General features: G+C 34.8%; 20 protein-coding genes. 7 read left to right on the plus strand and 13 right to left on the minus strand.

Annotated features, from left to right (window positions below):
- Positions 1–31 precede the first annotated feature (31 nt).
- The 13 genes from OOL01_RS02575 to OOL01_RS02635 form a co-directional block, all read right to left on the minus strand.
- Positions 32–967 (minus strand): phage late control D family protein, encoded by a 936-nt coding sequence (locus tag OOL01_RS02575; protein ID WP_019236451.1) that lies wholly within the window; start codon positions 965–967, stop codon positions 32–34.
- Positions 968–1,177, minus strand: coding sequence for a tail protein X (locus OOL01_RS02580; protein WP_019236450.1), 210 nt, complete (start codon positions 1,175–1,177; stop codon positions 968–970).
- On the minus strand, positions 1,174–1,530 hold the full coding sequence (locus OOL01_RS02585; protein ID WP_019236449.1) for a phage tail protein: 357 nt from the start codon (positions 1,528–1,530) through the stop codon (positions 1,174–1,176). The genes OOL01_RS02580 and OOL01_RS02585 overlap by 4 nt, the downstream gene beginning before the upstream one ends.
- The gene (locus tag OOL01_RS02590) at positions 1,530–3,794 is read right to left on the minus strand and encodes a phage tail tape measure protein (protein WP_019236448.1); all 2,265 of its coding nucleotides are present in this window, start codon (positions 3,792–3,794) and stop codon (positions 1,530–1,532) included. Before OOL01_RS02590 ends, OOL01_RS02585 begins: the two co-directional genes overlap by 1 nt.
- Positions 3,795–3,909: 115 nt before the next feature.
- The gene (locus OOL01_RS02595) at positions 3,910–4,164 is read right to left on the minus strand and encodes a phage tail assembly protein (protein WP_019236447.1); all 255 of its coding nucleotides are present in this window, start codon (positions 4,162–4,164) and stop codon (positions 3,910–3,912) included.
- An 88-nt stretch (positions 4,165–4,252) separates the two neighbouring features.
- Positions 4,253–4,759, minus strand: a complete 507-nt coding sequence (locus tag OOL01_RS02600; protein ID WP_019236446.1) for a phage major tail tube protein — start codon at positions 4,757–4,759, stop codon at positions 4,253–4,255.
- A 14-nt stretch (positions 4,760–4,773) separates the two neighbouring features.
- Positions 4,774–5,952 carry a phage tail sheath subtilisin-like domain-containing protein gene (locus OOL01_RS02605; protein WP_264687060.1) on the minus strand — a complete coding sequence of 393 codons (1,179 nt, stop codon included), beginning with the start codon at positions 5,950–5,952 and terminating at the stop codon, positions 4,774–4,776.
- The gene (locus tag OOL01_RS02610; protein ID WP_019236444.1) at positions 5,945–6,496 is read right to left on the minus strand and encodes a hypothetical protein; all 552 of its coding nucleotides are present in this window, start codon (positions 6,494–6,496) and stop codon (positions 5,945–5,947) included. The genes OOL01_RS02605 and OOL01_RS02610 overlap by 8 nt, the downstream gene beginning before the upstream one ends.
- A 6-nt stretch (positions 6,497–6,502) precedes the next feature.
- Positions 6,503–7,936, minus strand: coding sequence for a hypothetical protein (locus OOL01_RS02615; RefSeq protein ID WP_264687061.1), 1,434 nt, complete (start codon positions 7,934–7,936; stop codon positions 6,503–6,505).
- Entirely contained in the window at positions 7,933–8,127 is a 195-nt protein-coding gene (locus OOL01_RS02620; RefSeq protein WP_006015580.1) for a hypothetical protein, read from the minus strand. Before OOL01_RS02620 ends, OOL01_RS02615 begins: the two co-directional genes overlap by 4 nt.
- 4 nt (positions 8,128–8,131) lie before the next feature.
- Positions 8,132–9,328: a hypothetical protein gene (locus OOL01_RS02625; RefSeq protein ID WP_006015576.1), complete on the minus strand. Its 1,197-nt coding sequence runs from the start codon at positions 9,326–9,328 to the stop codon at positions 8,132–8,134.
- A gap of 5 nt (positions 9,329–9,333) precedes the next feature.
- Positions 9,334–11,262 carry a DUF4815 domain-containing protein gene (locus OOL01_RS02630; protein WP_264687062.1) on the minus strand — a complete coding sequence of 643 codons (1,929 nt, stop codon included), beginning with the start codon at positions 11,260–11,262 and terminating at the stop codon, positions 9,334–9,336.
- 16 nt (positions 11,263–11,278) lie between these two features.
- On the minus strand, positions 11,279–11,962 hold the full coding sequence (locus tag OOL01_RS02635) for a hypothetical protein (protein WP_264687063.1): 684 nt from the start codon (positions 11,960–11,962) through the stop codon (positions 11,279–11,281).
- Between the two features lie 441 nt (positions 11,963–12,403).
- On the opposite strand from OOL01_RS02635, the gene OOL01_RS02640 reads away from it, so the two are divergent.
- The 7 genes from OOL01_RS02640 to OOL01_RS02670 all read left to right on the plus strand — a co-directional run bounded on the left by OOL01_RS02640 (position 12,404) and on the right by OOL01_RS02670 (position 20,294).
- Positions 12,404–12,895 (plus strand): sigma-70 RNA polymerase sigma factor region 4 domain-containing protein, encoded by a 492-nt coding sequence (locus OOL01_RS02640; protein ID WP_264687064.1) that lies wholly within the window; start codon positions 12,404–12,406, stop codon positions 12,893–12,895.
- Between the two features lie 84 nt (positions 12,896–12,979).
- Complete coding sequence (locus OOL01_RS02645) at positions 12,980–13,789, plus strand: ATP-binding protein (RefSeq protein WP_264687065.1); 810 nt, start codon at positions 12,980–12,982, stop codon at positions 13,787–13,789.
- Between the two features lie 23 nt (positions 13,790–13,812).
- Positions 13,813–14,619 (plus strand): helicase RepA family protein, encoded by an 807-nt coding sequence (locus tag OOL01_RS02650; protein WP_264687066.1) that lies wholly within the window; start codon positions 13,813–13,815, stop codon positions 14,617–14,619.
- 31 nt (positions 14,620–14,650) lie between these two features.
- Positions 14,651–15,154: a hypothetical protein gene (locus OOL01_RS02655; RefSeq protein WP_264687067.1), complete on the plus strand. Its 504-nt coding sequence runs from the start codon at positions 14,651–14,653 to the stop codon at positions 15,152–15,154.
- Positions 15,151–16,338, plus strand: a complete 1,188-nt coding sequence (locus tag OOL01_RS02660; protein ID WP_264687068.1) for a helicase RepA family protein — start codon at positions 15,151–15,153, stop codon at positions 16,336–16,338. The genes OOL01_RS02655 and OOL01_RS02660 overlap by 4 nt, the downstream gene beginning before the upstream one ends.
- Before the next feature lie 42 nt (positions 16,339–16,380).
- Positions 16,381–18,474 (plus strand): AAA family ATPase, encoded by a 2,094-nt coding sequence (locus OOL01_RS02665; protein ID WP_264687069.1) that lies wholly within the window; start codon positions 16,381–16,383, stop codon positions 18,472–18,474.
- 149 nt (positions 18,475–18,623) lie between these two features.
- Positions 18,624–20,294 (plus strand): hypothetical protein, encoded by a 1,671-nt coding sequence (locus OOL01_RS02670; protein ID WP_264687070.1) that lies wholly within the window; start codon positions 18,624–18,626, stop codon positions 20,292–20,294.
- The last annotated feature ends 1 nt before the right edge of the window (position 20,295 follow it).

Below are 20,295 nucleotides of genomic sequence, written 5' to 3' on the forward strand. Positions count from 1 at the left end.
AAATAGATCATTTACTCATTTTTTATTAACATTACTTACTCAAAGATGCTGACAACATAGTAAGGTAACCTGAGCTATTTAAAGTATGCTCCGCTCTATTAACTATCCATTTACCATCTACCGCTTGATTAAAACCTATAAGATTAAGTTTAGCTTCTGCAAATAACTCTGGATTACCAGGCATAGTTATATCTAAAGCTTCATTGTTACGCTTCAATTGTTTCAACTTGGCATTTGCTGCACTTAATGCTGACTCTGCATTTGGATAGATTTCTAGCATAATATAACTTGGCTCGCCACTACCAACTGTTTCTTTAATAGTCTCACCCTTTTCATAGCTATGCCATTTTGCTACTACTGAATTATACTTATCACGTACAGTAAAATGCACTTTCCAATTAATTGTGTCTTGAGGTCTAATAGTCGTTGTTCCTAAAGCTTTTCCTGTGGCTGATTTTGCCATGTTTTTTGAAATAAATAATATGTACCCACCAGCTAATTTTGCCATTGCTTCACGCTCTGTTGCGATCTTTGTTAACAGACTTATATCACTTTCATCTACCTGATTAATATGGGGTATTAATACATTCTTAAATTCCTCAGCGACTTTGTATCCATATCCATGTTTTTGGGCTATTTCTTTTACTAAGTTTTCTATGGTAATTTGGCGCCATTCTTTTGATACTTTTGCCTTCAAAGATATTCTTAAATTTGTTGCATGAGCTTTGATTAGTAGAGTCTTAGGTGGGCCTTGTATCGTAACTTCGTTGACTGTATATACACCCATTGGAAAGATTCCCGTTTCCTTATAACCTAGTGCTATGTTCAATTCATTTGGAATTTCTACATTTTCATTGCCATGATCAATACATACCTCTGCAACATCATCTATAGTACCAGATTCGTCGGTAAGATGCACCGATATTACATGATCTTTTATTCCTTCAATGCTAAATTCAGGTTTCATTTATTCCCACACTTTTAACTTCGACTTTTTTAATTGCTCTTGTATTGTAGGTAACCTGATCTTTAATCCTGCAGGCAAAAAACTTCCATAATCTGCAAGTCCAGGGTTTTCCTCCAATACTATTTCTACTGCTCCAGAGCTATATCCATAGTGTTTAAAACATATGTAATCTAACATTTCATTTTCTCGGACTACATAATATACTGTCATGCATAACGCCTTAAACTTAAGCTAAATTCAACCTTTTTTGGTAATCCACAGGGAAAATACGACGTTTGCTTTTCTTCTAACCGCACAATAACAAATCTTCCCAAAACATTCCCTAAATTGTCTACTAAGATACTTGGTTCATGATTTTTCTCAGTTTCTTTCATACTTTTTAATTGATTTAAATCATTCAGATTATGGAAATAAATTATTCCTTCTAAGTCTATATTTTCTGTACCTTGGCCAATATTTTGTAATGAAGGTATTTTACCAATAGACTCAATTGTACTCCAACGATTTTCTTTACTATACCTTACACTTGTTGGAGAAAGCTTATGTTGACCAAGTGATAGCATTAGTAAATTTGCTCTATTGAATCAAATAAAACATCACGAGATTTTTCCCTTATTCTTTTTATTACTGCATCAGCAAGACTACGTACATCTTGGTTAGGTTCTGCTTTTATACTTATATTAAATGTAAAAGTTTGATTGAAAATTTTTTGTTCACACTTTTCACAGTCTTTTAAAACTTTCTCTGAATTATCTGCTACAGAACTTTTTTCTGTAATCACACTTTCAATATTCGTTCTACTATTCGAAATTCTACTAAAAGCATTATTATTCAATAAAGGATTTCCTTTACTAAAAACATTATTTTCACTAGTTGCACTGCCTATTTTTGCTTCTACTGGTTTCTCTAATGCTTTTATTGGACTATCATTAAAAAATTTTCCTATACCAATCCAATTTTCTATAGATTTTGTAATTGATTTCCAGAGACTTGAAAAAAAGTCCTTTACCTTTTGCCAATTAGCAATTACAAGCGCTGCACCAACTGATAGTCCAGCAATAGCAGCTCCTATAGGATTGGTTAGCGTTAAAGCTTTCAGTCCCATGATTACTGCTGGAATTACTCGCGCTGATAACGAAGTTAATACTGGCAAAAGTGTTCCCTGCAAAATAGCCTTAAAAGTTAGTATTCCACCTCCAGCCAATGCAAATGCATAACCAAAACCTACCACTGCAATCTTGCCAATAATAAGAGCTGAAATTATGCTCATAACTCCTGTAGTTAAAATTGGACACTTCTCTGCGAACCAAGCTATACCTGTAGATATTGACCTCAAAATCTTACTTATCCAATTTAAAGGAGGTAGCATAACTGACCCTAAGTTCATTCCTAGCTCTGCTATTGTATTTTTAAGTAGCTGCAAATTATTTGCTGTAGTACTTGCACGGTTATTAAATTCCTTTTGCATAGATTTGTTATACTTTTCTTTATCAGCCACAAAATCTATTGCTTTTTTATATTCTTCCAAACTTCCAACTATTAATGCAATATCATCTTGATATTCTTGACCAAAGAGATTGAGAAGGATTTGTGAACGTTCCTGTCTATCTACTTTTTCTAGAGTTTCAAAAAAATAAAGTAGAGCGTTTTGCCCGTTTTCAGCAACCTTTTGTGACATTTCCTCTGCAGCGATACCTATCGATTCCAATGCTGCTTTGAACTCTTTTCCTTGCCCTTCAGCAGTTTGAAGTTTAGAAAGCAGAGCATTGATAGCAGTTGCTGCTTTTTCAGGTTGTTTACCTAAACTAACGAAGGCATTTACTAAACTACTTGTCTGATTAATATCTAAACCAAATTGTTTTGCATTACCACCCACTCTAGCAAGTGCTTCAATCATATCGTTTGCCTTAGCTGCAGTATTATCTGATAGGTAATTTATAACATCACCAACTCCTTCCATCTTCTCTACTGCAATTCCATAAATGTTAGCGAGTTTAGCTATGGAATCACCAGCCTGTTCAGCAGACATATCAAATGCTGTGGCCATTTTAGCTACTGTTGTGGTAAATTCAAGTAGCTTACCTTTGTTGATACCAAGCTGTCCACCACTTGCAGCTATTTGTGCTAACTCTGAAGCTGATAATGGTATTTCACGGGATAATTTCTTCAATTTTTGAGCAAATTCTTCGGCTTCATTTGTTCCATCCTTGAAATTTACTACCTTTTTAACATCAGCCATAGCACTTTCAAAGTCAATCGCAACTTTAATTGGTGCTGCAAGTGAAAGACCTAGTCCTATAGTTTCCATTACTTGTGATCTATAATGCGCTTTTTTTGCCAAAGCATTTCGCTGTTTTTGTATTACAGATCCTAATTTACTGTATTTTCCTTTTAGTACTTCAATAGATGAACCAAGTTTAGTTTGATCTCTCACTAAAGATTTGACATCCTTTCCACTTTTCCTGATTTCTTCATTTAATGTGTGAAGTGCATCTCTCTTTTTGATATAAGCCTCTTTTGCTTTTGATGCTGATGCTTTCAATTTTTCGAATTCATTTCTCAGTGCTTTGCTTGGCTCTTTTTTTTCCTTCTTCTCTTTAGCAATTGCTGCAGCTGATTCTTTTGCTTTCTTCTCCGCTTCCTTCCAATTCTTCATTGCTTCAAGGGCATCATAATTTAGTTGCTTAAATTTGGAAACAGATTTCATTGACGAATCAAGCTGCCTTATACTATCACCCAGCTTAGAAAGCTTTGCTGCACTACCTGTCATTGCATTATTAAAACTTCCATCTAACGTCGCACCTATTTTTATTGAAAGCATTGACATTTTTTTGCTACTCCTTTACTTATTTCTACCCATGATAAAAATTCATTTACATCCATATTAGTAATCTGCTCAATTCCACTTCCTGAAATAGAACTGAGTAGTAATACATTATACTTTAAGTTCTCTGTTCCAGCGGTGACAAAAAATCTTTTAGCACCTTTTGTATTTCTACATAATCTTTAATACATAAATCCTCAACTGCTTCTTTTGGCACGGATGTTAGATTAGCAATTAAAGCTACTTCTTTCAAGGCTTCTCCTTCTATACGTTCTATAGCAAGTAAATCTCTTACTTTAGGTTCGCGCATCGATAACTCTGAGACAGAAATTCCATCAACTGTAATTGGGTTGTTTAGTGTTATAGTTTTCATAAAATTCTCCTAAAAAATAAAATATTTTTACACTTTTAAAGTTATTTTAATATGCTTCTCCTTAAAAAATAAAATTTCAAATAAGTTTTCATATTCCTAAAACCGTTTGCAGCAAGGCCATTTGATCAACACCATTTATCTTTCTTATCATATTTTCAGCATCGATCTCTATCAGCTCATTGCCACCTATCGTAAGTTTATAATAATGAGCAGCTACAGTGCATTTTAGAGTGGCTTTTTCAGCAGGTTTCCAGCTACCAAAATCAAATTCTTTGAATATGCCTCTAAGGTTGATAATTACTCCTTCAACCTCATTGCTACCACTACCTTGCATTCCTCCACGGAGCGTTAAAGATACTGAGTTTCCATCTATCAAGCCAAAAAGTCTAAATAGTTCTGAATCATACTCAGCGAAAGTAAAGTCTGCTTCAAGTTTCTCCATTCCCATGTCAATGCTTACTGGAATATCCATACCACCAGCTCTATACTCTTCCGTTTTTATGGTAAGCTTTGGTAGAGTAATTTCCTCTATTTTTCCTGCATAGCCCCTTCCATCTACAAAGACATTAAAGTTTCTCAATATTTTTGGCAGCATTTTCTTTTTTTCATTTATAAAATTTCATTATTTACAAGACGAGAGCGAAATGTTATCTGCTCCGCTGGATATGGTGGTGTAAATTCAAAGTCAAAGAATACTTTTCCACTTGCAATATTTGCTGGAGTATTAAGTTCCGGAGTTGCATAGCACTTTCCACTTAAAATTGCTCCTTGTGCTTTTAAGTTTGCCAGATAGGAATTCACCCCCTCAATTACATCATCTATATAAGTTTTGGTAATATTGCGATCAACTGCCCATAAATGAGCTCGAAGTAAACTATCATTGATTAAATCTGCAGTCCTTCTCACTGATAAAAAAGCCCATTTTGAGTCATTTGAACATGTTCTATTTCCCCAAAGCCTGTAGCCATTTTGATGAATTATCGTTGTTACTTCATTTTCATTTAAATGGTTTGCTCTACAATTTGTATTACCGAGCGTAAAATCAATAGGCCTGCTTGTTCCAACAATACCATTTATCTCTTTATTTGAAGGTGAATGCCAAAATCCTTGCTCGCTATCTACTTTTGCTATTAAACCAGCTACAAATGGACTCGATGGCAAGATTTTTTCTTTTCCTTCAATAAATAACTTAATCCATGGGTCAACTACGTAAACTCTTGAGCTGCCTACACTTTTTCTCCATTTTATTGCTTCTTCATCATTGGTATTTGGACCATCTGCTACTATTATGCTTCTTAGCTTTTCTGCTACTCCTATCAAAGCTGCTACTACTGGGTTTTTAGATTCAGGCAATTGATGAGTAAACTGAGGCGCAATTAATATTCTTGGGGCAACATGAATTATACTTTCACTGCTGAGGAATGCCTCTATTCCCTGATATTCTCCAGTTTCTTCGTCAACTCCTCCAATTATATTCTTTAGCGTCTCTTCTTCTTTTAATTTTGGATCGCTGTTTTCACTTTCTTTAACTCGAATAACTACTACTGTTGCACCAATCTGGGAAAATATTCCATTTATTGCAGAAGGTAAACTACCACTCTTTCCGAGCTTTGCTGCTTCCTTTAAGCTTCCTGCAACTAACACTGGTTTATTTAGCGGAAATTTTTGCTCATCTGCTTCAGGTGCAGTACCAATTACACCTATCACTGATGATTTAGCTGTACGTACTGTCTTTGCTCCTGAGGTTACCTCAATAACATTTACTCCATGTAAAAATTCTTCAGCCATTTCTTTGTATTTTTTTCCTGAAATCATCTAGCAAAGTCTGTAGCTCATTTTCACTTTTGGCTTCTTCAATTTTCTTCTTGGTAATGTCTTCCAACTCTTCACATTTAATTATTGCTTTTACTGCTTTTTTCACTTTTTCCTCAATTATTCTTGCCATTTCAATAACTGTAATACCACGGACTTTTGCTAAAGGTTCTATAATTGCTGCATCTTTTTCATCCTGGTCTGCTAGAATGCTTTTCGCGGCTTTTGCTTGAATCTCATACGACTTAGCCTTTTGATGAGAGTGCCCTGAGAATCTACTAGTAAAGTTATTAAAATGAGTACGAATATTGTCAAATGCACAAAGCTTAGCATTATCCAGTAACTCCTTTTGTATATCTTCTTGATTCCGCTGAGCAATTTCTCCTCCTTCTGTTAAACAATAACTTTTTTGCCAATCAAAATTCTTTGGCGCTTCGTACCAATCATTTCCAGTTGGCTTATTTTCAAGTACTGTTACCTCTATCTGTTTGTTATTTTCAAATCTAATATAAATTGGCATTCTTTGTTACCTCCAAAGTTCATAAGTTTCAGATAACCCAGGACATTGCCAAGCTTTTAGCGTTCTCTCTACATCTACCTCAAGCCCTGTGGTTAGAAAATTGCTACGTATGTTATATATTCCCCACTGAATAAATTGACCATAGTTGTGTACATAATTTGATGCAAGCATACCTTGACTGACTTGTGTTCTGGAATACAGATAAGATGATGTGTAAAGTAATATTGCAACTGTTTTTCCTGCTGGAATCTCCACATTACCAGATCCGGCTAACTTGCTATCAGAACTCGTGTATTGGTAAACATTTTTCCATACTATTTTTGAAATACTTGATTTATTAGAATTAGTGTTATCAGGAGTTCCCACAAATAATCCTGCTCTCCCATACTCCGTACTAGAATACGATGATCCAACAAATTCTATTGTCTTATTTATGTTCACATTGGTTGTATTTTTTACAAATACTACTCCAAGTGCAGCATACGGATAATAGTATATCTCATCATAACTACCAGAAAAACTTTTTGTGCATAACTCTCCGTAAATAAATGTTCCTTTACTTCCCTCTATAAAACTGAGTTGTCTTGGCCGATAAAAACTAACGTAATCTGTATTGTACGTATGGCTACCTGCTAGTAGTTGTAACATATAGTCAGTTTTTGTTATATCACTACTCCACTTTCCAAGCTCTGTCGTAAAAGTTCCGTGGCCAAAATAATTATTTTTTCTGCCAAGTACACCAAATAAGAAAGGTAATGACCCTGGTTCAACCATGTTGCGCTTTCTTATTTCATTTATAAGAGACACTTTTAACTGTTCATCCCGAGTTTTTACCTCATTTATCAGGGATGTTTTTAATTGGTTATCACGAGTTTCTATTTCCCCAATAATTGATGAGCCAGATGGTACATTATTAACAGCACGAAAATCTTCTACTAAACCTTTAAGACCATCTTTATGACTATTACTAATGCTATTTATTGCTGCAATATTGGCATTCTTTCTCGTATCAAGTAGCGATAAATTTGTTGTTCCTTTTTCATCAATTCTCTTTAATAACTGCTTCTCTGATTCAGAGATCACTGCTAAAGAACTAGCTTTTTTATTATCCAGATCAGTTAAGTGTTTTTTTGCACTATCAAGAAGCTCTTTTAGCTTACCATCAGTCATCTGTACAATTTCAGAAACTGCACTTTTGTCGACTATTGATTCCAATGCTTTAGCAAGATATGCTAATTGATCTGGTGTACTGTTTGCTGCTAAATCCTTAAGCCTCTTTTGTAGTGCATCAATTATTCCTTTTACTTCAGTCATCTGCACAACGTTGGAAATAGCTTTTTTATCTGCTATCAATTCCAATGATTTAGCAAGATATGCAAGTTGATCAGGTGTGCTGGTTGCTGCTAAATCCTTTATCCTTTGGTATATTGCTTCTTTCATTCCCAAAAATTCAAAAAAGTTTCAAATCTAAATCGTTTAAAATTATTTTTTAGTTGATTATGTTTATCTTCTCTTTCGGTAATATCTTCATCTATTTTTTCTATAGCTCTTCGAATACGTACTACATCTTCCACTGCAATGTTTTCTGGATGTGGTAGTGTATATCCTCGTTTGCTTTGGTTATTTGGCATTGATTCAAGTAATAATCACTCGCAAATTTTTGACTTTAGGACGATAAATAACCGTTCCACTTAAAACCAATTTTATCCTTGTCTCATTGCCATTAAAGTTTGATAGCACATGAGTTCTCTCCACCCAATTTTCTCCAATTGGTTTTCCTGATGTTAAATTTACTAATTGCCATTTTTCTCCCCCTTTAGCGCTTTGTTCCACATATGATTTTACATCTGCAGTGCCAGGTATTAATGCATCATACGTTATGGTAACCTTAGTATTGGATCCTGCGGTAATGCTCCTAGTTACATAATCCCCAGACTCTGAAAGATTACCCATAACTAACTGTAACCCAGGATAAAGAACTGGACTTTTTTCTTGCCCTCCTTTTAGGCTTGCTTTTACCGTTAGCTCTCCAGATAATCTTTCACGCAATGCAAGTGGCAAATTATCAGACAGAAAGTTTTCTCTTCCCTCTTCGTCTGTTAAAATAAATTCTACATTGGTATCAAATGCTACTTTTTCAACATTTGTTAAAACTATTAAATCTGATACGTTATTCGCATTGACTTTGCCAAGATTAAAAAGGTGAAAAAGTTCGCTAAATTTTGCAGCTAGTAATCGAAACGTTAAATCTAAATTTTGATGTGGTGTCCACGTACTTGCATTGCTTGATGAGAGTAATACTCCTACTTGATATGGTTGACTTGTTACCCACCTACTATTTACTGCATCATATTTGCCAAGTTCTGCTATTTTTACTGCAGTATCTGCATCATCAGTGAGTAGCACTATTGCATACTCTTGTCCTGCATGGCAAAACACTGGTGACCAAGTAATACGTGTTGCTGTACCATCTACCTTTATATCTTTTGGCTCAATATAGCTTTCAGCGATAACAGTTTGTGAGGGCATTCCCACTGCTGTTTCTCTAGTCTGAACAACAACACGTTTTTTGCCTTTATTTATAAACCATAGCTCCACACCTCCTATGTGCCTACTTTCATTTAGCGTAAATGTTTGCGCTAATGGATCAACTCGTCTTGCTGCGATAACTCTTCTTCTTTCTTCTATGGTAATAGTTTTTTTACCAGTATAAGTTGTCTCTCCATAGCTTCCTTTATCCCCATAAAACTGTACTAATTTAGTACCTGCTGGAATGTTTGCTGGGATTTTTATCTTTCCCTTTAATTTTCCTTGGTTGTTAGCTGTTAACATCTTTTTTATGCTGTAGGTTGAATGCTCATACCGTCAAATTTTATCTCCTTAAGCCTCTCATTTGGCTCAAAACCTTCAATTTCAAAATCTTGTACCGCTTCTCTCATAAATTCAGCTTCATACGAAGTACTTGACAGCAGCTCTGTTGTTTCTTTAACATTAAATACTCTCGTTACTGGACTTTTCCAATTCGTGGTAACCTCTGTCCAGTGATCTATATTTTTATTTAGAGTAATTTGTGCCGGGACTGGATCAAAAGCTTGATATGGATTGATCTTTTCTCCTTTGGTCTGTAAAAGCTGCTCCAGTACCGGTTCAAGTTCATACGGCAACAAATAAGTTTTTTCTCCTCCATCAATATCAGCAATCGTTACATCTATTGGTAAAATTAATTCCTTGTTTACTATCGCTGCAGACTGCGAAATTCCTTGATCACGCATATCATCATCGAAGAACGAATCAACAAATACTCCTTTTTTGGTGGTAGGTTCTCTTGAATTTGCATCACTGCGTAGACGTTCCTCTGCAACCAGCGCATAAAGATCATTTATTCCTTTTTTCATTGCTTCAAGCTCATTCATCGGTACAGCATGAATAGCATTATTCACTATTTTTACCCCTTCTCCGTTTTTCCATGTTTGGTGAATGTAGCAGAGCAGAAGTTGTCCACTAGGCGCTCTAGGCATTGATGGTCGCCAAGGGTGAGCTATACCTTTTATTCTCCTTACCACCCCTTTGCTATCGATAGTAATTAAATCAAAACGGGGCATTTTCCAAGTGTAATCAATCAGAACCAAGCTGTTATCAACTGCACCTTTTACTTTACACCCCTCTTCACTTATATCTTCAGGGCTTACGTGGGTACGGCAACGATAGGTTATTTGATAACTACTTCCAGGAGCTGGTTCTTTGCCTGGTAATGACCAATCAACATTTCCTGCGTTTAATTTATAATCTACACTATTTTCATAAATTACATTGCCTTGTTTAGCTTGAATAATCTCAAGTACTGCAGAGTCAGGTATTGGATCAATGGCTCCTGAATATGAACCATGAGTAATGGTAATAGTTTTTTGAATAGTGATATCTACTTTTTTAATTTCACTTATTGGGAAATCATTAACTTTAAGCTCCATTACCCTTTGGCTATTTGGCTGAAAAGTATGTGGTTCTGATTCAACTGATTTTATATCTGGATCTTCATCAAAAGAAATGCGAATACTGTGAGGTAACTCAATCTCATAGCCATCAACATGAGCTTTGCCCTCATTAATCACAAATATTTTTTTTCCTCCTTCTCCCTCTTCCTTTTGCAGGAACATTACTTCAAGACCATTTACAACGTAGGAACCATTTGCTTCTTTGTCATAACGAGCAAGAGCAGTAGTTACTATGTTTGCTTGTGGAGGTGGTGAATGTTCTATTAATACTCCATTTTCAATATTGTAAATTGGGTAAAATTCGCCATTTGTAGAGTTAACAGTAACACTTTCTACTTGGTATCCCCAAATGGTGGAAACTTTAAGCCTTGCAGCTCCTACTTCCTGATAGTTTCTTGTACCAACAGCAGGATCACGAAGATTTTCGTCCTCAAGTTCTGTAATGGTAGATTCTACGTAATAAACACCTATACGCACTGTGGTACTCAGTGGAATAATAAATTCTTCTTTTTCGACTTTTCTAACTGCTCCACGAAGATAGATTTTTCCTGATTCAAGCGTAACTTTACCAGTTTCTCTATCTATAATACAATTGCTTCCTGTTATAACATCACCATCACGAAATATTGCATCACCTATGCCTTTAAGCTTAGAAAGAGCATACTCCTGAGTCTCGTTTAATTCTGCTGACTGTAGACCTCTTCCTGCCAGGAACAAACTTTTTTCGTATTCTTTGTCAGGATTAAAGCGATTGTAATAGGCGTTTAAAGTCATTTTATGCTAGAAAAATTCAAAAAGTTACAACAAATGAAAAAGTTTCCCGGGTGGCAGCAGTTCTGATAAGCGGCACTGTATGCTCAAGGACCAATAAAATTCCAGGATCTTCTATATCTTGTGGTTCAAAATATCTCTGTCCTTCAGGTAATCCTTCTTTTATTTTAGTACCAACCATAACCCCTAATTCCCGTATAACTTGATTTGCTGCGTCCGTGAAATCGAAAGTAAATTTAAGGTATAAATTATTGGTTGGTACATTTGAGGACCTAAACCTCCCTGTTGGAGTCAAAAGCTCTCCATTCTCATCACCTGTGCAAAAAAGAACTTCATCTGCAGTACGTCTACCAAGCTCATTGAGCAGTTTTTCAGAAGTTATCAGCTCTGGTGGTGTGCTTTCAGTATACTCTATAGTAACTGCACTATTTGCCGTGATAGAGCTATTTTCCGTACGTTTTATTACACCACTACTGCTATCAACTGTATAGTCAACACTTGGCTGATGCATTGTTTGTCCTGTAACAACCTTCACATCTTTAACAGGTTGATGATCAAGTTTTATTTCACCCTTAACGAAAGTTTTTTCTACTTTATGGCTACTTCCAGAGCTTGAATCACCACTGCCCCAGGCAAGATGTAGAGATTGCTCTTTTATACTTGCTGCTATTGCTGCTCGACCTGATTGTGTAAGAATTGACATTTGAAAGTTTGACCCCTGTATTATATATATACACGGTTGCTCAACAATTCGTCCAAACAATATAAAAAAAGTTTAAATAATTTTAAGGCAGCTTTTGAAAATCAACTAAATCATAGAAAAGTAGTGCACCAATACAATATTCCACTGTTTAAATAAGATTTTTGGAAATTAGCCAGTCTTTCTAACTAGCTTATATCAAATTTCGTTATTGGGAAGACCAAGGTGAATATATTTTAAATTTCAGCAATTCACTGAAAATCAAACTCTCTCTCATCCGATTTTCATCTGTCTTATTTAATTTTAGAGAAGTCTTATTTGATCTATTAATAAAATAATTATTGTCTTATTCTATTTTTCATAATAGATAAACTATTCTTATTTAAATTCTGCAGAGTCTCGAAAGAAGAATTAGTAATAAATCTTTGATTATTCGAGGTTTTTATGAAATCTAAAAATTCTTTTTCAGGCGTTGATCCAATAATTGTTAAATATATAAAGTACTATGCTAGCTGTCTTAATCATACTAACTGCTTTATTGATAAGAGTCTTGAAGATATAGAGCTGGAACTTTTTTGTGAGGTTTGGCCTTGCCTTAGTCTGTATGATAAAACAAGAAGTAGCTTTAATACTTTTGTTGCTAATTTAACTAGACGTCGTGCTCGTAACCTCTTGCGTAACCAACTATGCACTAAACGTCAGATTAACTTTGGTATTGATGATAACATACCAGATTCTAAATATCTTGAAGATGATATAATGGTATACATTGACGTAAAAAATATAATCTCAAAATTACCGAAATCTCATAGAAAAATATGTGAGCTGCTTAAGGTTTCTACTATTACTGAAGCTGCAAAAACAACAGGTATACCAAAAACAACTGTCTACAACATTTTAAAGCAAATACGGGATAAATTTTCATCTCTAAAATGAGATTTTCTCGAACTTTTTTTATAAGTTTCGGACGAATTACATAGGTCACCGTGTATATATCTAGGTAGTTAAACCAGGAGAAAAATGAAAATAATTAGTAGAAATGAACGACTGAAGATGCAAACAGGAACGAAAATTGTGATCTTTGGTCCTTATGGAATTGGCAAAACTAGTTTACTTAAAACTCTTGATGAAGCAACAACACTTTGCCTTGATTTTGAAGCAGGACTTCTTGCTGTTCAGGATTGGAAAGGAGATTCAATCAATATTCGCACTTGGAATGAAGCTAGAGACATTGCTTGTCTTATTGGTGGGCCTAATCCTGCGCTGAGGTCTGATCAAGCATACAGCCAAAGACACCATGAACATGTATCTGGTAAGTATAAAAATCTTCTTTCTGAAGTTTCTAAATACCGATGCATCTTTGTGGACAGTATAACCGTTGCTTCACGTTTATGTCTATTATGGGCAAAAATGCAACCTGAAGCTTTTTCAGATAGATCAGGAAAACAGGATATGAGAGCTGCCTATGGATTACTTGCTCAAGAGATGATGGCTTGGCTCAATCAGTTTCAACATATCAGAGATAAAGACATCATAATAGTTGGAACATTAGGTCAATATCTCGATGACTGCAATCGTCCAATTTGGCTACCTCAATGTGAAGGAGCTAAAACCGCTAGTGAGATTCCAGGCATTGTTGATGAGGTGATCAGCATGGTTGGAATTAAGAAAGATAATGGCACAGAAGTACGTTCATTTGTCTGTCATACCATTAATTCTTGGGGATACCCTGCTAAAGATCGAAGTGGTTGCCTTAATATGGTTGAAGAGCCGCATCTGGGTAAATTACTTGCGAAAATTAAAGCCAAAACTTTGGCTCCTATTGTTTAATTAAAAATTGGAGAATAATTATTATGGAACAAAGCTTTTTCAATATCGGTCAAAAAATTCCCTTTTTCAGTGTAAAAGAATACTTGGATGATCAATCGCCAATACCAGAAGATATAATCGCACCAAGGATTCTAACTAAAAGAGGTCTATTGGTACTGGGTGGCCCACCTAAGATTGGCAAGAGTGATTTTCTTATTTCCTGGTTGATTCACATGGCTGCTGGAGTTTCATTTCTCAGTATGACTCCTAGTCGTCCTATGAAAATTTTCTACATGCAAACTGAAATTGAATATGAATATATGAAAGAACGTTTGCAACAACTTCAACTGGATAACGAACTTTTGAATATAGCTGCCAATAACTTAATCATTACACCAAGAGTACAATTATCTTTCACCAGTGAAGAAATAGATGAAATTAAAAATGTTATTAAAGAGCGTTTTAAACCTGATATTATTGCAATCGATCCTCTTCGTAACATTTTTAACTCAAGTGAATATGGCAATGAAAATGACAATAGCGCTATGCTATTCTTTTTGCAAAAAACGCTTGAAAGACTGAGAAATGTTATCAATCCAGATTCGGGCATAATACTTACTCACCATACAAAAAAACTATCCAAAAAGATGCTAGAAGAGGATCCATTTCAAGGTTTAAGCGGTGCTGGATCTTTACGTGGATTTTATAGCACTGGCATGGTGATGTTTGCTCATGATGAAGAAAGCACTACCCGTCAAATAGTGTTTGAGCTGCGAAATGGTGAACGTGTGGCAAGCAAGCTTGTCGATAAGATAAATGGTCGTTGGAAACTTGTAGACCAATGGAGTTGATTCTTTTTTTACTTAATTTATAGGGAACAATATGCTAACAGATTTTTTAACTGATTTTAATAACGTGAAACTGCAGAGCAGTTTAATACCGAAAGGTACAATAGTCAAGGTAAAAATGGCAATAAAGCCTGGAGGTTATGAAAATTGGTTCACTAAAAGCTATGCTACTGGCAGTATCTATTTAAACGTTGAATTTACTGTCACTGAAGGTCCATATGCAAAACGCAAGATTTTTCAAGTAATTGGTATAAAAAGTGGCAAAGCAAGCGTTGAAGGAGAAGATACTTGGGGAGAATCTGGTCGTTCTATGCTTAGAAGCATTTTGGAGTCAGCACGAAATATTCATGCACATGACACTTCAGAGAAAGCGGTTACTGCTAGAAAAATCAACTCTATAGCTGATTTTAACGGGCTAGAGTTTACTGCAAAAGTTGGTATTGAAGCCGACAGTAGATACGGAGATAGAAACAGAATTGCTACAGTTGTTACTCCAGAACAAAACAATAGCATTGAATCTGATTGGGTCCCGTTTTGAAGTACGACGAGGAGAAGCTCTGGATTGCTGTAATTGAGAGAGCTATCAAAGATGCAGCAGGAAAAAATCTAGAGCTAAAGAAAGAAGCAATTAAATGGTTTGATTCAGAGTCTTTTGAAACTGTTTGTGAGCTAGCTAATCTCAGCTCTAAACGTATGAAAAGTATGTATGGGGGTTTTATGCAGAGAAAGGAAATAAAAGGATTATTGATTGATAATATTAAGAAGTGTGTACCTTACCTAATTCCAAACGGTAATTTTTATCGAGAGAGGACTTATGTTGGCAACTGTGACGGGGATATGATTACAGTTAAAATAGTAGGTAAAGAAACTGGAAACTGGCGTAATTTTACTAAAGGAATCAGTGGTGATATTATCGATCTTTGGACTTTAGTTAAAGGTGATATAAATTCCGCTAAGAAGTGGTTAAATACTAAAGAAAACACAACAGAACATAAAATTACATCGTTTTCAGCAAGGCATTACTTGAATGATAAATCACCAATGCCAAAAGATATAATAGGTCCAAGAATTTTAACTCCAGGCGGTCTTTTAGTTATAGGTGGAACTCCAAAAATAGGAAAAAGTAATTTTCTACTTTCCATGTTAGTACATTTAGCTGCTGGAGTATCATTTCTTGGTATGAAGCCTGCAAAGCCACTCAAGATATTTTATCTACAGAATGAAATGGAATATGATTACATAAGAGAGCGCTTACAGAAGTTAAGAGTCAGCAAGAAAATCCTTGATGAAGGAACAGAAAACTTAGTTATTACTAAAAAAGTACAGTTAACTTTGAATGTGGAAAAAATAAAAGAAATTATGTCGGAAAATCTCGATGTAAAAACAGTTGATCTTATAGTGATAGACTCTCTTTTTGATTATAGGAGTATGATCTCTTTTCTGCAAAATGGTATTGATGAACTACGCTCTATCACTAATCCTACGGCTGGAGTAATAGTTACGCATTATACCAAAAAAGTGTCAACAACCACGTTAAAAAAGAATCCATTTCAAGCATTGAGTGGTGCTAATGTTTTAAGAAGTTTATATACATCTGGAGTAGTAATATTTAAACCTAGTCAGCATAGAAATGTTCTGCAAGTAATGTATGAACTTAAAAATGGAAAACCCATACCAACAAAATTCATCAGTGAAGTTAACGGACACTGGAAAACAGCTTAGTTGAATTTCATAAGTTAAATTTTAAATATATTGGGGAATTTTATGGATATCTATTGTGATTTTAATACAGCAGCACCACATGGACATTACAAACCGTTATTAGAAAAAGAACAGCTAAAAGATCAACTTTTACTAAATATCAGGTCTTGTCTTTCATACCTATTACCAAGAGGGATATTTCATGGTGACAAGTTTTATGTAGGCAATATACAAGGTGATAAAGGCAAGAGTCTAGTAGTAGAATTAAGTGGCAATGAAGCTGGCTTATGGCATGATTTTGCAACAGGAGAAGGTGGTGATATTATCGACCTTTGGGCGGGAGTAAATAGAAAAAGTACAAGAATAGAGTTTCCTGAAGTAATGGACTCTATAGCTGAATGGTTTGGAAAAAAACATACTAGGAAATATAAAAATCTAGAACAATTTTTAACATGCAGTTGGAACTACTACGATGAAAACAATCAAGTTATTGTCATAGTCAACCGTTATGATCTTCCCGGAGGAAAAGAATATCGTCCTTTTGATGTGAAAAAATCTATTTTTACTGCACCAGAAGTAAGGCCTCTATATAATATTCCAGAAATCTTAAAGTCTGATAAAGTTATTCTGGTTGAAGGAGAAAAATGTGCAGAAGCGCTGATAAAACAAGGTATTACAGCAACAACAGCAATGTCTGGAGCAAATGCACTTATTGAGAAAACAGATTGGACTCCACTTAAAGGTAAAAATATTATTATTTGGCCAGATAATGATGAAGCAGGCAAACGATATGCTGAAAATGCTACTACAAAACTTATTAGTTTAGGTATTGCATCACTTTCTATGATTAAAATTCCAGAGAATAAACCGAAAGGCTGGGATGCTGCTGACTATTTACAAGAAAGCACAAACGTCTCTGATTTTATCAAGAACAACGCAAAAAAAGTAATGATTAAACCGCCACTAAAGATTTTAGACTGGAGTGCAGAACGCTTTGTAGGTCCGGTACCAGAGCAAAAGTTTCTTGTTGAGGGAGTGTTTCCTTTAGGAGTTACTTCAATAGTGGCTGCTATGGGAGATACAGGTAAAGGCATGCTTCTTCTTGATCTAGCACTTAAAGTTATAAGTGATAAAGATCAGATATGTAGTTTTGGTTCATTTGTTACTGAGCATGGATCAGTGGTAATTTTTTCAGCAGAAGATGATGCAAGTGAGATACACCGCCGCTTAGAACGACTCGACCCTAAGTGCGAAAGGTTAAAACATAAAGATAAATTATTTATTGTACCACTGCCAAATGTCAGAGGATCACTTACAATACTCAGAAATGTTCGTGGTAAAATCGTTGAAATTTCTCCTGAATTTGAATCAATCATGAAGCAGCTCGAGGAAATAAAAGATCTAAAACTGATAGTATTTGATCCACTTGCTTCATTTATTCATGCAGATATAAATGCTGATCCTGCTGTAGGAGATTATCTGATGTGTTTGCTATCTGATCTAGCGTGTAGTACTGGAGCTTCAATTATTACTGCTCACCACATGAGAAAACCAAAAGGAGAAAAACCTATACTAACTGTTGAGCAAGCAAGAGATGCAATTAGAGGTACCTCTGCCCTTGTTAATGGTGTTAGATGTTCATATGCTTTTTGGCCAATAGAAGATACAGCTAAGCAAGAAATCTTTAGGTCAATGGGTGAGACTCCAAGACAAAATGCTTTATTTTCCGGGGCAGTTGTTAAAGCAAATGGGTTAGCTGATCGCACTGTACGTACTTACCTAAGAAATCAAGAAACAGGACTACTAGAAGATATAACGGCACAATTAAAAGTTAAAGACATTAGTGATAAAAGTCTTAAGATATACCTTATCAATGCAATTAAACGATCTGCTATTGCAGGACATCCATTTACTCATACAGGAAGCACAGGAGTATATAAACAACGGCATAGGCTACCTGAAATCTTTCACAGTATGGGAAGAGATAGATTAGAACGTGTGGTGCAGGAGCTTTTACAGGCAAAACAATTAGTAAAAGGAATGTCTAAAGGTTCAAGAGAAGATAAGTGGCTTGACGTTATAACAGGACCATTTGCTTGTGGTATAGGAAAATTCACTCCTGGAGCTGAAGATTTTAGCTGTAGAGAAAACTTATAAATCTCTATCTTTATTTATAAATCCCTCATACAGGTTTAAAGTACTATAAATGGGATTCGAAAATATACTATCAGTTTTCTTAATATCTTATCAAATTATTTATCATTATATGATACAACTTACAGCATATTTATAGTAAGGTGTTGATTATGAAAGAGGCAAATAAGAGTCCGGTAGTTAGATTAAAGGCCACAGCTAAAGAATTCAATTTTAGTAAATTAAGAACAAATCAAGATAATAAATTAGCGAATTCCGGTGAAACAATGTTCTTAGATTTTCAAAGGATGAATTTTATTATTAACGGAAAAGAAATAGATAAAAATTTTATTATTGCATTTAAGGAAGGAGCTAAGTACCGCAGAAGCGAACTTTTTAATAGTGATGATATATATAATGACGAAATATTTAACAAAAAAGGAACAAGAGAAATAGATACGGATCATGGCAAAGCATTTGTTGCTTCAGTACTTAAAGATATTGAGAAAGAGCTTGTACAAGATGCATTTGGCGAGTTGTGGAAGGATCATTGCGAAGATCCTGAAACTGCTGATAATCAAAAAAATGATTCATATAAGAAAGAATTTGAAGAATTTTACAATGCTGGTCAAGAGTATACCGATCTACTACCTATAGAGAGAGATGAAAACAAGGATTACCGTTCCTTTGCAAAAAAAGTTTTCAAAAAAATGTTTAGATACGCTGGGGCAGAAGTTCCAAGTGATGCTATTTTAGAAGAGCTAGTCACCAATTGTAATCAAGCCGGGTATGAGGCTGCTCCATTTATACAAACCCAACTTGCACTTGGACAGTCGTTCATAGTAGAAAATCCTAAAAAAGTAATAAACATTGATTGTGCTAACCAAAATAATGTAAGAATTAGATCTAACATGAAGCTACCAATACTTTCTGTCAAAGATCATATGCATGGAGATAAAATATGTAATCTGTCCAGTTCATTGGAATTTATAATTGAATCTTGTGATGGTGAAGACTTTGTAACATACAGAGATGGTAAATTATCACTTACTATTCCTAAAGAGTTGGAAAACTATAAAGATAATGGCAAGACCTTGTTTGACATTATTAAAGAATATTTTCAGAAATTCTGTGCAGAATTAGGGTTTAAATATGAGACAAAAATACAAATAGAGCATGTCTTAGGTACTCAAATTAAAGTAAGTAACCATTTAGATGGTACGATATCAACCACAGGATCAGATGCAAATGAAGAGTTCATCAATCTTTTAAGGAAAAATCTCAGAGGGAGGTTATTGGGATCAGGAGTTACTCTAGGGGGTGAAGATGTTGATGATATTATTGAAGTCAGAGTATCTGCAGTTATGGATCTATTAAGTGATTATGCTAAATTGGAAGATAATAAAGAAAATAGAGAGTTATTAATAAGTGAAGTAGCAGATAATTTAGGGCTTTTCTTTCAAGGTAAAATAGCACCAGAAGTATTGAAAGAGTTTGATGATAAAATAATAAAGTTGATGAATAGCAAAGGTATAGAAAGTAATATAGATCAACATGTAATGGAATTAGAATCTTTACCTTCTTTGATAAAAGGTGAGGTTGATCATAATCAAGTCCAGTGTGTTGTAAATATTTTTACCAATTTAATTATTGAAGGGAAAAGAGAAATATGCGAAAAAAAAGGTGCGATTAATGCAATTGATGCAATTCATAAGAAGGTAGATAAGGCAATTATTGAACAAGAAAAACAAGCAACCAATAAACAAGATATAGAAAATGATAAATGGACAGATAGAATCAAAAAACAGAGATTATCTATGGAACCACATGAACATTTACATTAAA

It is taken from the genome of Wolbachia endosymbiont (group B) of Rhopobota naevana (genome assembly GCF_947250615.1).
In the GTDB taxonomy this organism is placed as follows: domain Bacteria; phylum Pseudomonadota; class Alphaproteobacteria; order Rickettsiales; family Anaplasmataceae; genus Wolbachia.

Coding starts and splice junctions, on each gene's coding strand:
- OOL01_RS02575 (WP_019236451.1), bottom strand. CDS start 967: ATGAAACCTGAATTTAGCATTGAAGGAATAAAAGATCATGTAATATCG.
- OOL01_RS02580 (WP_019236450.1), bottom strand. CDS start 1,177: ATGACAGTATATTATGTAGTCCGAGAAAATGAAATGTTAGATTACATA.
- OOL01_RS02585 (WP_019236449.1), bottom strand. CDS start 1,530: ATGCTATCACTTGGTCAACATAAGCTTTCTCCAACAAGTGTAAGGTAT.
- OOL01_RS02590 (WP_019236448.1), bottom strand. CDS start 3,794: ATGTCAATGCTTTCAATAAAAATAGGTGCGACGTTAGATGGAAGTTTT.
- OOL01_RS02595 (WP_019236447.1), bottom strand. CDS start 4,164: ATGAAAACTATAACACTAAACAACCCAATTACAGTTGATGGAATTTCT.
- OOL01_RS02600 (WP_019236446.1), bottom strand. CDS start 4,759: ATGCTGCCAAAAATATTGAGAAACTTTAATGTCTTTGTAGATGGAAGG.
- OOL01_RS02605 (WP_264687060.1), bottom strand. CDS start 5,952: ATGGCTGAAGAATTTTTACATGGAGTAAATGTTATTGAGGTAACCTCA.
- OOL01_RS02610 (WP_019236444.1), bottom strand. CDS start 6,496: ATGCCAATTTATATTAGATTTGAAAATAACAAACAGATAGAGGTAACA.
- OOL01_RS02615 (WP_264687061.1), bottom strand. CDS start 7,936: ATGAAAGAAGCAATATACCAAAGGATAAAGGATTTAGCAGCAACCAGC.
- OOL01_RS02620 (WP_006015580.1), bottom strand. CDS start 8,127: ATGCCAAATAACCAAAGCAAACGAGGATATACACTACCACATCCAGAA.
- OOL01_RS02625 (WP_006015576.1), bottom strand. CDS start 9,328: ATGTTAACAGCTAACAACCAAGGAAAATTAAAGGGAAAGATAAAAATC.
- OOL01_RS02630 (WP_264687062.1), bottom strand. CDS start 11,262: ATGACTTTAAACGCCTATTACAATCGCTTTAATCCTGACAAAGAATAC.
- OOL01_RS02635 (WP_264687063.1), bottom strand. CDS start 11,962: ATGTCAATTCTTACACAATCAGGTCGAGCAGCAATAGCAGCAAGTATA.
- OOL01_RS02640 (WP_264687064.1), top strand. CDS start 12,404: ATGAAATCTAAAAATTCTTTTTCAGGCGTTGATCCAATAATTGTTAAA.
- OOL01_RS02645 (WP_264687065.1), top strand. CDS start 12,980: ATGAAAATAATTAGTAGAAATGAACGACTGAAGATGCAAACAGGAACG.
- OOL01_RS02650 (WP_264687066.1), top strand. CDS start 13,813: ATGGAACAAAGCTTTTTCAATATCGGTCAAAAAATTCCCTTTTTCAGT.
- OOL01_RS02655 (WP_264687067.1), top strand. CDS start 14,651: ATGCTAACAGATTTTTTAACTGATTTTAATAACGTGAAACTGCAGAGC.
- OOL01_RS02665 (WP_264687069.1), top strand. CDS start 16,381: ATGGATATCTATTGTGATTTTAATACAGCAGCACCACATGGACATTAC.
- OOL01_RS02670 (WP_264687070.1), top strand. CDS start 18,624: ATGAAAGAGGCAAATAAGAGTCCGGTAGTTAGATTAAAGGCCACAGCT.